Below are 16,369 nucleotides of genomic sequence, written 5' to 3' on the forward strand. Positions count from 1 at the left end.
CTGTGGTTGGATTATTAATTACAGTTTTTGGACTTGTGTGGAATGAGCTGAAAACTTTTTTTTCAATAGCTCTTTTTGATGGGGTAATTCTGCAAATTTAAGGGCAGATCGAGGTTTAAAAACAGGGGAATAATCATTTTTAAACTGGGGCAATTTCGTATTTGCATGCATTTTTTCAGGAAATAAAAACACATTACGTAATTTTAGACTTAAAAAAAGAAATAAAAAATAATTATTTACAACTATTATCATGGATTTGACAAAACAAGGGATTTTATGTAATATTGCCGTTTAGTTTGCCATCAAGTAGGTTGCAAGCCGGTGGACGCGAAGAAATTCATTTAGATTCTTAATGACTGCAATACTGTGTATAAATTGTCGTATACGATCTTTAATATCCATTAATGATAAAAGATTAGTGGAAAATGTGATAGTATGAATCGAGGCAGAAATAATTGATTTTTCTTTTTAAGAGTTCCATAACAACAGTATAATTTTAATTTTCCCTTAAACTGCTCATCGATGCTGAAATCTACCTTGCTTTTCCATAAAATGTATTTTTAAAAATGTACATTCACATGCATCAAAAAGTTTTCCAATAAAAAAACATGAACAATTCAAAATTTTTATATCTGATTATCCTGTCCTATACCTTTATAAATGCACAGAATTTTCCAATTAGACATCTGGACATCTCCGCAGGACTTTCTAATAATTCAGTAACAAGTATATATCAGGATCAAACTGGATATATGTGGTTTGGTACATTTGACGGACTTAACAGATTTGATGGCAATGATTTTAAGATCTACCGAAATAACCGTTCTGAACCTAATTCAATATCGGGGGATGAAATCCTCTGTATTGAAGGAGATGAAAAAAGCAATTTATGGATAGGCACAACAAATGGAGTTGCAATTTTTAATGCGGAACGTTCGTCATTTGTGCCGTTGAAATATTTTAAAAGTAGTGGAGAAATTTCACCAATAAACACGATTACCTATCAAATTTTAAATATACCTGAAAAAAAGATCAAACTTGTAGCAACTAAAAAGATGCTGATAGTTTATAATAAGGATGAAATTACTGGCACTCCTGTTACATTGAATGGAAAATTTAATTATTTCAGTCGTTCGTTGGCTTATGACAGAAATAAAAATATTGCATATGTTTTTATTAGCGGAGTAGGATTATGCAAATACAGTCTTTCATCAAAAAAATTAAAAATACTCAATACAGAAATAACAATTGCTAATTGTTTAAAATTCACAGAGCAAGGTCTGTGGATAGGTACAGATGATGGTGCTTTTTTATACAACCAAAGTATTAATCGATACTCAAAAAATTATTTTTCAAGTAAAAAAGTTGTCAGGGATTTTTTAAGCGAAAAAAGCAAAATGTGGATTGCAACAGATGGATCAGGACTCTTTATCCTCGAAAATAATCAGAAAACTCCAGTTCCCTATATCCCTGATGGTCCTGTTTCGCTTCTTAAAAGTAAGTCCGTATGGGCCGTATTTGAAAGCAGGAATGGAGAAAAATGGTTCGGAACTCTTAGGGGCGGTGTAAGCATGATAGGAAAAGATCCATTCTATTTTAATCATTTTAAAAGCAGTGACTTCCAATCTGATAAAAATGATGAGGATCCTGCTAATAACTTTATGCTTTCCTTTTGCGAAGATGAAAAGAAAAACATTTGGATTGGAACAGATGGTGCGGGTATGCGCTATTGGGATAGAAAAAAAAATACATTCAGTACTTACGCTACAAATTCGGTTGCAACAAATAGAATACCAAGTAATTTTGTAACCAGTATTGTCAGGGACAGCACTAATGCTATTTGGGTTGCAATGTGGAAAGGTGGTGTTTCGCGAATTGATACAAAAACTAAATCGATTAAAAACTTTTCAATTTACAATCCCTATACAAAAAGAGCTGAACCAGAATCATGGCTGCTGTACATAGACTCCAAACAAAGACTGTGGCTTACGGTTACCAATGGAGGGGCGCTCTACCAATATGATAAAAAACTTCAGAAATTCATATGTTATAATCCGGCACTGAGGGATGTGACTTGTCTTTATGAAACGAACGACGGAAAAATTTGGGGAGGAAACCAAAATTTAATTATAGAAATTGATCCTCTCACAAGAAAAACTAAGACCTTCCATGTTGATTATACCGTGAGATGCGTGATCGAGGATCGAAATAACAATCTGTGGTTTGGCACTGCTGGAGGGGGGCTGTGGTCATACAACCGAAAGAATAATACGCTAAAAAAGTACACTACTAAAAATGGGCTATCCAGCAATACTGTACTTCGGATCTTCGAAGATCAAAATGGCAATCTTTGGATGAGTACATACCATGGAATTTCGAGATTTGATCCCCAAAAAAAGGTTTTTAGAAATTTCAGCACCTCTGACGGACTTCAAAGCAATCAGTTTAATTGGAATGCTGGTACAGAACTCTCTACCGGTGAATTCATTTTTGGAGGAATTAACGGATTTAATGTTTTTAACCCTAATGATATTAAAGACAAAAAGAATAAGGGCAAATTTTTATTAAATGAGTTATTGGTAAACAATCAGCCTCTAAAACTAAACAGCTCATACATAACTAAAAAGAAGCTTGAAACAATTATAAGCGTCGAAATACCTTATGATAAAGCTTCAATAGGTTTTGACTACGTATATCTGGATTTTGTTAATTCGGAAAAAATTACTACCGCCTATTTTCTTGAAGGCTGGGACAAACAATGGAATTACACTTCAAAAGATAATAAAGCCAATTATTCAAGACTGAGTGAAGGAACCTATTTTTTTAAAGTAAAAACAATTGACATAACCGGCAAATGGAGCGGTGAAGTTGTCCTTATAACTATAAAAATTTTACCTCCGTGGTACAGAACCTGGTGGGCCTATATGTTATATTTCACAGCTACGGCCGGATTAATCTTTTTATATGTAAGGTATAATAATAACAGAGAAAGACTGCGCTACGAGATTAAGCTAACACGCATGGAAAGCAAAAATGAAAGAGAAATTGCCGAAAAACAGTTTTCAATGTTTACCTACATTGCACATGAACTCCGAACGCCATTATCATTGATTATTAATCCGCTTAAAGCTGCTGTTGAGAAAAAGAACACCAACATTGAAGATGTGGATCTGAACCTTGCCTACAAGAATGCAAAAAGATTAATCAGCATGACTGATCAGCTGCTATTGTTCCGTAAAGCAGAAACTGACCTTGATCAACTGAAAATTTTTAAGATTGATTTAAATAATCTCTGCAGTGAAGTCTTCAGCTGTTTTACCGAGATGGCTCTCACAAAGGAGATAAATTATAATTTTATAGTGTCTGAGACAACCATTGAAATATTTGGCGACTATGAAAAAATAGAGATTACTCTTTTTAATTTGTTATCTAATGCTTTTAAATTCACTCCAAAACGGGGAAACATATCTTTGGAAATTAAAGAGGATTCTTCAAATGCATACATTATAATTTCAGATACAGGAATTGGTATAGACCAAAATGAAATTGAAAATATTTTTGAAAAATTTAAGCAAGTTCGATCTAAGTCCAGCAATGGTTTTGGAATTGGACTCTATGTAGCCAACTATTTTGTGAACAAACATCATGGTGAGATTTACTGTAAAAGTGAATTAGGCAAACGCACTGAATTTACTGTTAGTCTCCCAAAAGGAAATGAACATTTTGCAGAATTGCCGATTTATGAAAATATTCCGCAAAGATCGTTACTAATGGATGAACTTGTGGATGGCCTAAATTCAACTAATCAAATTCCTGCAGTCAAAGACATCCTATCTGAAATTGACCACATGCAGGAAGAATTGATAAGTACTAAAAAAGCACTTTTAATCGTTGAAGATAATCTGGAAATGAATCAGTATTTAGTACAGCTTTTCTCTAAAAACTATATAGTATACAGTGCAAAGAATGGAAATGACGGACTGAAGCTAATAGAGAAGCATATGCCTGATGCTGTACTGAGCGATATCTCCATGGAAGGGATGAGTGGTTTGGATTTATGCAGGCAAATCAAGGGTAATGATAATTTCAGTCATATTCCTGTAATATTATTAACTGCGACAACTAACAGCGATGTTCATCTTCAAAGTATTACTGAAGGGGCAGATGATTATATTACTAAACCCTTTGACAGTAACATCCTGCAAGCTCGTCTAGATTCTGTTATTCGCAGCAGAGGACAGCTTCGAAAATATTTTCTTGACAGTATAACACTGCACGAGAACGTAAATAAAGTTCCATCGGAATATAAAGAATTTATGGATAAATGCATCAAAATAGTCGAAGCCAATATTGAGAATAATGAGTTCACCCTAAAAACTTTTTGTACAGCAATGGGCATGAGCCATTCAAGCCTTTATAAAAAAATCAGGGCGATTTCAGGTGAAACCGCAAATGGATTTATACGATCTATACGACTTCGCAAAGCTGCCTTAATAATGCTTACTGAAAATATCAATATTTCACAGGTTGGGCCAATGGTTGGAATTGAAGACCAAAAACATTTTCGCCAGCAGTTTGTAAAGTTATTTGGCATGAAACCTTCAGAGTATATTAAAAAATACAGAAATTCCTTCAATAAAGAACTTAATATAATTCAGAAAAAAGACATGTCATAAGATCTTAAAATCTTTTAAAATTACTAGTTCTTTTCCATCGAAAAAAAATAAAATCGGGTAACATTATATATTTTATTAAACTCAAATTCATATTCAATATGATATTCTCTTATATAAATCGCATCATAACTAGCTCCTTTCTGAGCTATGAAGGCAGAAAAGATATAAGGGTTGCAGATTCTTTAATCTGAATATCGATCAGGATTGAAGACAGTGAAGATTTACCAGAAGCCTTTGTCTAGGCATTATAGTAAAGACAGATAACTGCTTTAAAAAAAAACTGAGTAAAGCGCTTTAAGTATATCTTAATAAGTTATCAAAACATCTCAAGGAATCAATAGGAAAGTTGAATGAAGTGATTCGGTTTTTCATATTGATAAGTCATCAAATATCGGGGATCTCGCAAAGGAAAAAGCAACTGAGATAAGTTGAATATATATATAACTGTTTGGCTTTCTTAAAGTGTCCGACGCTAAATGATTGTACAAAGTATTTTAATAAGCTACCATGTTTCCTGTAATTTGAGCCTTGAAAGATGGTGCTTTTTGAAGTATAGCTTTTAGTGCAGTTAAGTCTGCCAAATAGGTTTTTGCCTGTGCATTTGAAACTATTGTCCAGAATAAGAAAACATAATCAAGGCTATTTTCATACTTTTTAATGATTATTTAGATATTGTGCGTTGCAGTTATTAATGAAGGTTTGGAAAAATTAGCCATATTCTTCGGGTTTATCAAATCACCCAAATATTAAGAAGTTCTTTTCATTCCAATTTGATTTTTCTGCTGGTTCCAGTGTGTAATTCTTTTACTATATCGATTCTTTGCATTTTAGAATTATCGAATTTGTAAACTAAAATAAATTTCATGTCTGTTAAATCAATGAAAGTTGAATAAATCGTGCCCCCAAGCCTGCCGTAAGAGTCTTTTTGTGGCGGTTGTACAGTTTTTCCAATTACATTTCCCACATCTTTAATTGTTATAGTGTCTTTTGCATTTCGAGCATCAAGTTCATCCAGAACTTTTTCAATTATTGGATATCTCCAGCAGGTTTTAGCTCCAGTATTGTCCGAAATATTAAAGTTAGTCGCTGCCAAGCGGTTGTTTTGGATTGGTATTATATGTTTCACTTCATCTACCCACTCTACAATTACCGCTTTGCCTTTTTGGTCACCTAGTATAATATGCGCATTTTTAAGAGCAATCCTTTTATCTTCTAAATAATGCAATGCCTCATCTACTGTACTACATTTAGCTAAAATATAATCGGTCATATTTCCTTTGATTGCAGAATATCCTGCCGGAACGTTCTGTTGTGGTGTTGTTGCGCCATCGATGACCAATCCTTTTTCATTAACACCTCCTTGCCCGAAATTGTTCCAGCCGTACCATATTCTGCCTAATTCACCTTTTAAACCTGGTATAATTTGTATGTATGGCTTCACATCATACCAGTAATCCTCATTGTTTACAAAATATATTTTACCGGTCTTACTATCTATAAAATAAACTATAGAACAAGCCGATGTATCTGTGGTCAATGCAATTAAGATTAATAGCAGTAAATTTCTAAATCTCCTCATTTTATTTACTTAAATATTTTATAAGCTACCCTCCCAGTTCGTATATATCTTCAATAATTTCTGACCCTTTCAATTTTTCATCTTCCCAAACAATCAAAAAAGTACCTCCCCATACCTTTTTCCTGTTTTTTAAAATAGGAGTTGTCTGTTTTTCATAAAATCAAAATGAAACATAGCTGATACCTCTTTTATGGAAATCCAGCGATATTGGATATTTTTGTCCTCCGGCTGTAAAATACTTCCCTCATCATAGTCCGCTGTAAAATAGCTCCTGTAAGATACTTCAGTGTGATCTTTTACTCCTTGAAATTTATGAGTATATAAACCGGACAATTTAATGTGTTTAATTTTCAGTCCGATAGTGGCCGCTAAGCTATCTATTGATTCTCGAATAGCTTGAGGCTTGTCAGAACGCATTGCCGGGGTATGCCAGCCGAACTGATTTCTCATCATCAGTATTTCTTTCTTATCGTTGAAAATAATCAGCAACTGTACGGTGTAATTGTCTGTTTTTACAGACATTACTGAAGTGTTCTGTGCATGAGAAAAAGCATAGGACAGAAACATAAAATAGACAAAAGTTTTTTGAATCATACCATTAAAGTTCGTAAAAAAAAAACAATCGATAATTACCTCGGCAGACCAGCATCCGTAGATTCTACGGATGTTTTTTCAAATTTTCCAATTTGTGATTTATTCTTAGAATCAAAATACAGCTTCAATACCAGATACATAAATGCCACTGGAACTAAACCTTTTAATAAAGATAATATTAAATTTTGAACCTCGGTCAGAGCAAGCTCATTGATCCGTACAAAAAGCCCTTGTCCATAAGTGCCCTTTTTTGCAAACACCCAATTTATGCAATTCCATCCTAAGTGCATTCCTAAAGGAAGTAGTAATGTCCTGGATTTTAAATAAGCGAATGCCCAGCAATATCCTGCCAGCGAGGTCATCAAAAATACATACAACATTGGTACTAACCCTGCGCCAAACATTTCATAAGAAAACCAATGATAAAAACCAAATAAGGCTGAAGAGATAAGCATGGCTGTATGCTTTCTTAATTTCCTCATTAAAATATAAATTATAATCCCACGAAAAATTAATTCTTCTGTAAACACGGAAAGAAAGAACTGCCAGACAACCAGTGCTGGTTCGAGATAATGAAAGTCTCTCATTTTCCAATTTAAGGAGAACAAAATTGTTTCTGCAGTTATATTCAATACAACCAAAATACCTGACAGGGCAACTCCAGAAAAAAAATAAAGTATTCTTTTTTTTGTTGGTATCAGACCAGGAACATCCGATAATTTTTTCTCAAACAGCAATACTAAACACGAAAATAAAACAAGCAACAAAATGATTCCCAGCATATAAAAATTTTAAGATTAAACGAATCCAAATTTATATCTTTACTTTCATTAAAATTTACGTCATATGCATATGGCGTTTAAATGGCACATTAATTATGAGGTATGACAGTATCAAAGTCGGGCAATGTATAAAATCGGCAAGAACTGCTAAAGGACTCACACAAATCCAATTGGCAGAAGCCAGTGGTATAAGTCTGAGATCTATTCAAAGAATTGAAAACGGAGAGGTCGAAGCACGCAGTTACACTTTAGGTGTATTGCAGGAGAAATTAAATTTTGAACTCAATGCCACGCATTTGAAAATTGAAAGTCAATCGCAATACGATAAGAAAAACGACATCAAGAACAACCGATCAAAGAAAATAATATATTCATATATCGGAGCTGGGGTAATTTTCATTGTTTCAGGCTTCTTTCTGACAATGTCTGCTTCCTTTCCTGAAACCAACTTTGAGCTTTACACTTTCATGATCGCTACAATTGCAGCATACAGTCTTGTACTGCTTTTAGTATGGAAAAATAGTTAAATTTTGCTGTTAATATAAGATAACACCTGACTTTAGTTTTGTAACAAAAGGCTAAGTAAATTTGTTCTAATTGAAATAAATTAATCCATCAATTTTCTTGTCATCAAATATTTTTTTAAATAAATCCCCAACAGAACATCTAAACCAAATTTACAAAACCAATGGAAGACAGAATCTACATGTAGTAAGCTAATTTCTTCAAATCATCCAAAAATGATGTTGTAATTTGTCCTGTCCCTGTCACTCTTAAAAAAAAGTTAAAACTTTCGTTTTAACTTTTTTTTTGGCCTTTTCGATTTGATTTAACCCGCTTTAACCTATAAATATTAGCGGTTTGTAAATCCAGTTAAGTTAACTCTACAGTATACAAACCATCTTTAAAACTCTGTAAACATTGATATTTTAAAAAATCATTACCTTCATCTTAACATTAATTTAAGTTTATGGAAATTGAAGAAGAAAAATATAGAGGAAAAATTACACCTAAAAAAGCTCAAAAAATGCTTAGCGATGAAGGAAAGAATGTTACTCTGGAAGAAGCAAAAGAGATTTTACAATTTCTACAAAAAATCGCATATGTTCAAGTAAGAAAATTTCTAAACGAAAAAGATGAAGATACCTAATCCTAAAATTGGACTAAATATTTTTTTTGCTATAAAAAAGCTAACGAAAGATACAATATAAGCAGAGTATTAATTTGAATTGGGTGCAGTTAGTTCAAAACACTGAATAAAAGCATTTTACAAGCTTTAGTTTGAATCATTACTAAAAAAGATCCTTATATACCTTCGTTTCATTTTCCATATGTGCTTAGTTGCGTCTGCCCAATGAATAGGAGCTTCTTCTAAGCCTGAGAGTCTGAACGCTGCTAATCGCCTGTAATCTAATATCCAAATTTTACCATCTACATCTTTCCATACATTCAACACCTCAGGATTTAATGTGCCCGATTTCAATCCACGTGCATTACATAACACTATATATTTTCCAGTAATGTTACTAGCATTACCCTGCATAAAATTAATATTCCTTGGATTAAGTACAGTCTTAGCGGTTTTGAGGATTGTAAACAATCCTTTTAGTTCGTATAGAGTTGTCCCATTTGAACAGCACCCACAGCGCAAAGCCTAAAGGACAAGACCTCCCAACAGTAATTTTAAATTTTTTAGTCTGGTTTCTGCCGAAACGCAACGTAAATTAAAAAAAAAACAGTAAAAATACCTGCTTATAGATTGTTTATTTCTAATAAATTTACTTGAAGAATTTCAAAAGAAGGAAGTCTTTATAAATTTTATCACCAGCAATAACTAAGACAGATGAATTATGAGAATTGGAATCATAGGAATAGGCTGCCTTACCCTTGAACTGGCCTTCAGGTCAGTAGTGTCAGGATTTGAAGTTGTAATATACCATCCAAGAGGTAGCAGACTTATGGGTGATATCATTGAAAAAATGGGATCAAAAGCTCAGTGCGGCTCACTTGCAGAGGTCTGCTCTGCCGAATTGGTTTTACTATTTGCCCCGAAACAGGATCTGCAGGAACTGATCCAAAATATGCCCGATATGTCTGGAAAAACAATAGTCCATACCAGCGGCCTTATCTTTGATCCCCAATCGCTGCTATCTGGTATTATAAATGCCATGACCTATAAGACTACAGCATCAATGCTGCCAAAAGCCCATGTTGTAAAATTATTCAATCCGGTACAGCTGAATCCAAACGCATCGCCGTTCAGAGAAAGAGGGAGAGAAGAAATATTCTTTATTGCAGAGAACAAAGAGGCGGGAAATTGCGCTGCTGTATTTTTAAGGAAACTCAATTTTGCACCGATAGATCTCGCCGGAAGGCTTCACCTGCATGGCGCAGCAGCTAGCCAAAAGATGTCCATCGGCCCGCTTTGGACGGATCCGTTCAAAAACAGAAGAAATAAGTATTGAGCCTTATCAGGTAAAATCCGTGCCCCATCATAGATGAAGCAAATGCAGCTGCATGCACGGAAATCAGCAGGAGTCTAGATTAATCTGAATTTTTTGATATTAGCGGTCATCTTCCAGTCAATCTGCAGCACTTCCTTTACAAAGGATTTCAAGACATCAAAGCGGTTTGGTTTGACTGCATAAAAGGTTGCGCCCAGTTCCAATGCTCTCTCAATATCTGCCGGATCATTGCTGGTGGAAAGGATAATGATATTGATTTCTCTCAGGCTTCCCTCGCACTTTCTGATTTCTTCCAGACATTCAAAGCCGTTTTTTCCAGGCATGTTTATATCCAGAAAGAGGATTTCAGGCACAGGATCGGAAATTGTCGAAAGAATCTCCATGAGTTGGAGTCCATCCTCGGCCTGGGTCAGCACAACTGAAGGGTCAACCTCGCCAAGGGCATCAACAAAAAGCTCGCGGTCATCGGCATCATCATCGGCCAAGTAAATATATCGTTGGGAATTTTGTCTCTCCAGGCTCATAAGCTTAATTTTTTATATCGCAAAAACATAAGACAAGAATTTAGAAATCTGCAAATGTTTATATAAATATAAGCTTCTGTAAATCGATAAACGATCGAATTATATCCGTGAAACGGTTAATAATACCTAAAGGTACTGTTTTTTATATGAAAAAACATATAAATAAGCGATTTATTGCATTGAGCAATATCACATATGAGCGTTTTAAGAACAGATGATCTGAACAAAAAAGACCTCAGGACAAATTCCGAATCGATAGCACCCAGCACCACACCCAGAGTTTATTTTCACAGAGCTTCCTTGATGCCTGCTGTCAGTTACCTTCGAGGATGTTTTTTAAAAGTGATTTCAGTTCGGAAAAACTGTTGGGTTTCGTAATATACTTTTGCCCATCCTGTACGATCAGCAACTGCTCGGCTGCAGCCTCAGAATAAGTGGAATATATGACCACGGGAATTGACCTCAGGCGCTCCACCGTTTTTATTTTCTCGATGAACTCATTGCCATTGAGAACTGGCATATTATAGTCGAGAAAGATCAAGTCAGGCAGGATTTCTGTGCTTATTAGAAATTCCAAGGCCGCAACTGAATTGTTCTGAGCAAGACAGTTTACATTTATGTTAAGTGAATTGATCGCTTCGATAAAAATATCGGAATCATCAATGTCGTCGTCGATTATCAGTATATTTTGGTACAACATGGCGCATATTTATTAACGGTTTATATATTTATTCACGGCTTTTAGTTTTAGTTTTAGTTTTAGTTTTACTTCAAATTTTCACAGTCTTGATTATTAAAAAGACCTATACTTTAAAAGTATACTCGGTATCTTCTTCGAATGGAAATATGAATTATTTTAAGTGCCTTGGTCAGTGCTTTTTCTTTGCAGCAGTTTCCATAATTTTTAGTTTTAAGATCTTTCCCAAATGTACAAAGCGTTTTTTGCTCTGGCTTATACAATAAGATATACTTTCTTACAGTATTTAAACTTTACTCAATTAAAAACCAGCATCTTATAACAGCAGTTAAAATGTATTGCAGGGTGGTTTTTTACCAGCGGGCCTATTTTGAAAATTCCATGGACTTACTGCTACTGCAAAATTGCGCGCAAGGATGGCTCACTTCCTTTTACTTCGCCGGATATGCAAGAGTAACGATGTCTGTTACTTTTGACACCAGATTCAGCACTGATTGAATCGAAGAGGTTTGTCTCAGCAATAAGGTCATTAATGAATTTTATTGCCTTTTTATGTGACTCAGCAAGAGTTTATTATTTAAGAAATTGAAACAAAGTCAAAAATTTGACTGCTACAATCAAACTTGAAAAATAATAAACGATGCTTAGATTCCATTATTTAACATTACTTGACGTAATTTGGTGACACACAGCTGTACCAGTACTCCACTATATTTTGTATCATTTTTTTCATCAGTTTAAAATCAGATGGCTTTACAAAAAAACCTTGGACTGATTTTGAATATGCGTCAATTACATGCTGCTGCTCAGCAACTGTTGAAAAAAACAAATATGGAATTGATTTCATTCTTAAATCTTCATTTTCATGAACTTTCGCCCGTAACTCAATACCATTCAAGCGTGGCATGTTTATATCTGAAAATATTATAAATGGCTCAATGGTCGTTGCGGTAAGATATTCCAATGCCTGTTCTCCATCGCTAAAAAAAATGAGTTCATTTGGATACTGCAAATCTTTAAATGCTTCTGACAAAAATTCTTGATCATCTGCATCGTCCTCTATAATTATAATTGGGCCACTTTTATTCATAATTCCTGTCTTAAAATGTTTTTAAAGATAATGAAATATATCTGCAATAATGTATCACTTAAAATATGGGAGTCAAGTTGCTTTTCAAAATCGTAGCACATGGTGTTTTTACAAACAAGAAGCTCAGCAAAATTAATGCATACAAGTTTTAGATCGAATTTATTATACCTAAAAAATATCGCAATTATTAAATCCTTTGAATTTTTTGGCAAAATCGATACGATGGAAAAAATTAAGGGCATACCACCATCTATTGCAAATCACAATATAAAGAGTTATTTTTATAATTTATTGATAATGTGGAATCGTTTTAATTTTCATTGAAGATGACAATAATCAAAACTAATATCAAACCTTTTCTTACTGTAAACAATGCAATAGATGCAGTTGATTTTTACATCAATGCATTTGGAGCTGTTGAATCAAAAAGATATTTACTTGAAAACAATAAAATATCATCAGCAATCACAATTGAAGGTGCTGAATTTTATTTAAGTGACGAAGAACCATGTGATGGTAATCAAACTGCTATTCAAGCAAATAATACGCCGATAAGAATAATTTTAGAAACTAAAAATGCAGATAAAATATTTGAAAATGCATTAAAGTATGGCGCATTAGAAATTTGTCCCATAACCACCGAAGAAGACTGGAGAATTGGAAAGTTAAAAGATCCTTTTGGGCATATCTGGGAAATTGGCTTTCCATTTTAAAAATTAATAAAATAAGGTTTGATATATTTTGCCATAAGCACTCCCACAGCCTAAATATTTTGGGATATCCGAGATTAGATTTTTTTGCAACACAAGAGATACAAAAATAGTAAAGTAGAGCCAAGAGCAATTTTATATCTACTAACATTTATCTAATTCTAATTCTATAACTATTTCGATCCGCGTACCACTCATAATAAAAGCAATATTTTCAGATTTCTCTGGAACTTTTACTTCTATTTTTTTTCTTTTTGATTGATTTTCCTTTTGTGAAAATACATTACATACCTGCTTTGATTGCTTCATTTAAGTAAAAAATTGATTTATCTCCATCTCATCATGCTGATAATTATATAATTTGAAGTTTTAAATCGTATAATTCAAAAAAACTGATTATCGATAACTTTGATACAAATTTATTAAGACATGGTTATGACTGTTGCATTGTGTAATCGTTTTTTCGTCTGTTGGATGTCCTATTATTTGGTACAAAGATATTTTGCCAATTTCAGCCGCCAGCGTTATTATTAGCATATTTAGCTGTATGATTAATTTTAAAAACTGGACACCAAGGTCCAATTAATTTTCGCAGTTACTATATTCAGCACTTCTTTGCCGCAGTCATTTTGCCTTTACGGCAACATTACTATATTACATTTCATTAATCATTTTAAAACTCACTAAAGCTTATGTCACTGTCTAAATACAATCAAAAAAGAGATTTCGAACAAACAAGTGAGCCAAAAGGAAAAATTGGTAAATCGGCTAATGAATTAATTTTTGTGGTTCAAAAACACGCCGCTTCACATTTGCATTATGATTTCAGGCTTGAAATAAATGGTGTTCTTAAAAGCTGGGCAGTTCCGAAAGGCCCTTCAATGGATCCTGAAATTAAGCGTCTTGCAATGATGGTTGAAGATCATCCATATAGCTACAAAGATTTTGAAGGAACAATTCCAGAAGGAAATTATGGCGCTGGCAACGTAATTGTTTGGGACAACGGAACTTTTACTTCTGACGAGAATACTACTGATGAAAAACAATTGCTTGCGGATCTCAAAAAAGGACATATTAGTTTTATTTTAAAGGGAAAAAAACTCAAAGGCGAATTTTCATTAGTAAAACTTCATGGAAAACAAGAAAATGCTTGGCTGTTGATCAAAAAACAAGACAAATATGCCACTGATTCTGACATTTTAGAAAAAAACAAATCGGTTATTTCTAAAAGGACTTTGGAGGAATTAGAGGCCAAATCTGAAAAAATAATTGATGCTTCACCAAAAAAAGAAGACGAGAAAAAATCCGTAAAAAAAAAGCCTGAACCCAAAATAACAAAAGCCGAGTTTATCAAACCAATGCTCGCCAATTCTGTAAAAAAGCCTTTTGATGACGAAGAATGGGTTTTTGAAAACAAATATGACGGTTACCGAACGATAGCTGTCATCAATCCTAATAAAATTGAACTATTTAGCCGTAACCAGATTTCTTTTAATACAAATTTCAAACCTATTGCTGAAGAATTAAAAAAAGTAGATCATACCGTTGTTTTGGATGGTGAAATTGTAGTAGAAAATGATTCAGGACTTGCCGACTTTCAAATGCTTCAAAATTACTTAAAAACCGGCATTGGAAATCTTAAATATTATGTTTTTGATTTGTTGAATTTAGATGGAAATAAATTAACTGAATTGTCTTTATTGGAAAGAAAAGAACTTCTGAAAATCTTATTTAATAAATATTCGTTTTCCAATATTTTTTATTCGGAACACACTATCGGCGACGGAATCAAACAATTTGAAATTGCGCAAAAAAACAAAAGCGAAGGTATCATCGCCAAAAAAGCAACAAGTTCTTACGCTGTGGGAAACAGAAGCAGCAACTGGCTTAAAATTAAACTTTCAAATGAAGAAGAAGCCATTATAATTGGTATTACAGAACCCAAGAACTCCAGAAAATACTTTGGAGCCATTCTTCTCGGCCAATACAAAGGAAAAGTCTTAAAATACATTGGCAAATGCGGTACAGGCTTTACAGAATCGGTTTTAAAGGAACTTTATGACAAAATGCAACTGCTTTTTACTGAAAAATCGCCTCTTGATGAAAAAATTTCTCTAAGGGATAAAATTCAGTGGGTAAAACCAAAATTAGTTTGTCAGGTAAAATATTCTGAATGGACTGAAGACAAACATTTAAGACATCCAGTTTACATGGGTTTAAGAATTGATAAAAATGTAAAGGAAGTAATTTCAGAAACAAAAGACTCTACCATAACTCCGATTAAAAGCAAAATGAAAGATTCAAGAGAAAATAAAAACGAAAATGATTTTGATTTGATAGTGGGCAAAAGAATGCTTCATTTAACCAATCAAAACAAAATATATTTTCCAAAGGACGGAATTACAAAAGGCGAAATCATTGAATATTACAATGAAGTGGCACCGCTGATCTTGCCTTATTTAAAAAATCGCCCTGAATCACTCAACCGTTTCCCAAATGGAATCGACGCGCCAAGTTTCTATCAAAAAGATATTGATCTGGATAAAACACCATCTTGGCTCAAAACCCAAAAAATATTCTCAGAATCCAATAATGAAAACATTGATTACCTTATTTGCAATGATACCGAAACTTTGCTTTATATGGCAAATTTGGGTTGTATTGAAATGAATCCATGGAATTCAACCATAAAAAAAATCAACAATCCTGATTGGCTGGTAATGGATTTGGATCCTGCAACTGCAGATGACTTTGACATCGTAATTAAAACAGCTTTGACCGCAAAAAAAGTTATGGATGAACTGGAAACCGAATGCCTCTGCAAAACTTCGGGCGCTACAGGACTACACATTTACATTCCCCTTGGCGCTCAATACGACTATGATTCAATAAAGATTTTAGGTGAACTTATTGCCAAAGAAATACAGAGCAGAATTCCAGATATTACAACAACCGAACGAAGCATCAAGAAAAGAAGCAACAAACTTTATATCGACTACTTGCAAAATAGACGCGGGCAAACCTTGGCAGCGCCTTATTCGGTTCGCCCGAAACCCGGAGCTACCGTTTCAACACCCTTAGAATGGAATGAAGTCAATGAAAAACTGCATCCATCACAGTTTACAATCAAAAATGTTTTGAGTCGTTTTGAGAAAAAAGGGGATTTATGGCAACCTGTGCTTTCAAAAGGTGCTAACATCAAAAAGATTATTAAAAAACTAGAAGAAAATCAGCAACAGGAATAAAAATGGG

At 33.8% G+C, this 16,369-nt stretch carries 12 protein-coding genes; 6 read left to right on the forward strand and 6 right to left on the reverse strand.

Annotated elements, in window-relative coordinates; genetic code table 11:
- Nucleotides 1–608 precede the first annotated feature (608 nt).
- On the forward strand, nucleotides 609–4,676 hold the full coding sequence (locus ACNFIH_RS01780) for a hybrid sensor histidine kinase/response regulator transcription factor (RefSeq protein WP_426485213.1): 4,068 nt from the start codon (nucleotides 609–611) through the stop codon (nucleotides 4,674–4,676).
- Nucleotides 4,677–5,436: 760 nt separating this feature from the next.
- Here ACNFIH_RS01780 and ACNFIH_RS01785 read toward each other — a convergent pair.
- From ACNFIH_RS01785 to ACNFIH_RS01795, 3 genes are all read right to left on the reverse strand, one after another.
- On the reverse strand, nucleotides 5,437–6,255 hold the full coding sequence (locus tag ACNFIH_RS01785; protein WP_426485214.1) for a carcinine hydrolase/isopenicillin-N N-acyltransferase family protein: 819 nt from the start codon (nucleotides 6,253–6,255) through the stop codon (nucleotides 5,437–5,439).
- A gap of 129 nt (nucleotides 6,256–6,384) precedes the next feature.
- Nucleotides 6,385–6,777, reverse strand: a complete 393-nt coding sequence (locus ACNFIH_RS01790; RefSeq protein WP_426485215.1) for an NUDIX hydrolase — start codon at nucleotides 6,775–6,777, stop codon at nucleotides 6,385–6,387.
- 107 nt (nucleotides 6,778–6,884) lie between these two features.
- The gene (locus ACNFIH_RS01795) at nucleotides 6,885–7,631 is read right to left on the reverse strand and encodes a CPBP family intramembrane glutamic endopeptidase (RefSeq protein WP_426485216.1); all 747 of its coding nucleotides are present in this window, start codon (nucleotides 7,629–7,631) and stop codon (nucleotides 6,885–6,887) included.
- A 95-nt stretch (nucleotides 7,632–7,726) separates the two neighbouring features.
- Between ACNFIH_RS01795 and ACNFIH_RS01800 the strand changes: the two genes are divergently transcribed.
- The 3 genes from ACNFIH_RS01800 to ACNFIH_RS01810 all read left to right on the forward strand — a co-directional run bounded on the left by ACNFIH_RS01800 (nucleotide 7,727) and on the right by ACNFIH_RS01810 (nucleotide 10,096).
- A complete protein-coding gene (locus ACNFIH_RS01800; RefSeq protein WP_426485217.1) occupies nucleotides 7,727–8,158 on the forward strand; it encodes a helix-turn-helix domain-containing protein in 432 nt (143 codons plus the stop codon).
- Between the two features lie 443 nt (nucleotides 8,159–8,601).
- Nucleotides 8,602–8,781, forward strand: a complete 180-nt coding sequence (locus tag ACNFIH_RS01805) for a hypothetical protein (RefSeq protein ID WP_426485218.1) — start codon at nucleotides 8,602–8,604, stop codon at nucleotides 8,779–8,781.
- Between the two features lie 700 nt (nucleotides 8,782–9,481).
- Complete coding sequence (locus tag ACNFIH_RS01810; protein ID WP_426485219.1) at nucleotides 9,482–10,096, forward strand: NAD(P)-binding domain-containing protein; 615 nt, start codon at nucleotides 9,482–9,484, stop codon at nucleotides 10,094–10,096.
- Between the two features lie 74 nt (nucleotides 10,097–10,170).
- Here the strand turns inward: ACNFIH_RS01810 and ACNFIH_RS01815 are convergent, their stop codons facing one another.
- The 3 genes from ACNFIH_RS01815 to ACNFIH_RS01825 form a co-directional block, all read right to left on the reverse strand.
- Nucleotides 10,171–10,620 (reverse strand): response regulator, encoded by a 450-nt coding sequence (locus ACNFIH_RS01815; RefSeq protein ID WP_426485220.1) that lies wholly within the window; start codon nucleotides 10,618–10,620, stop codon nucleotides 10,171–10,173.
- Between the two features lie 313 nt (nucleotides 10,621–10,933).
- The gene (locus ACNFIH_RS01820) at nucleotides 10,934–11,320 is read right to left on the reverse strand and encodes a response regulator (protein ID WP_426485221.1); all 387 of its coding nucleotides are present in this window, start codon (nucleotides 11,318–11,320) and stop codon (nucleotides 10,934–10,936) included.
- Between the two features lie 661 nt (nucleotides 11,321–11,981).
- A complete protein-coding gene (locus ACNFIH_RS01825; RefSeq protein WP_426485222.1) occupies nucleotides 11,982–12,407 on the reverse strand; it encodes a response regulator in 426 nt (141 codons plus the stop codon).
- 326 nt (nucleotides 12,408–12,733) lie between these two features.
- Here ACNFIH_RS01825 and ACNFIH_RS01830 point away from each other — a divergent pair, with 326 nt between their 5' ends.
- Together ACNFIH_RS01830 and ligD are read left to right on the forward strand one after the other, a co-directional pair.
- Nucleotides 12,734–13,120, forward strand: coding sequence for a VOC family protein (locus tag ACNFIH_RS01830; RefSeq protein ID WP_426485223.1), 387 nt, complete (start codon nucleotides 12,734–12,736; stop codon nucleotides 13,118–13,120).
- Nucleotides 13,121–13,809: 689 nt separating this feature from the next.
- Nucleotides 13,810–16,362 (forward strand): DNA ligase D, encoded by a 2,553-nt coding sequence (gene ligD / locus ACNFIH_RS01835; RefSeq protein ID WP_426485224.1) that lies wholly within the window; start codon nucleotides 13,810–13,812, stop codon nucleotides 16,360–16,362.
- Nucleotides 16,363–16,369: the final 7 nt, after the last annotated feature.

Source organism: Flavobacterium sp. 2 (genome assembly GCF_049949195.1).
Lineage (GTDB): Bacteria > Bacteroidota > Bacteroidia > Flavobacteriales > Flavobacteriaceae > Flavobacterium.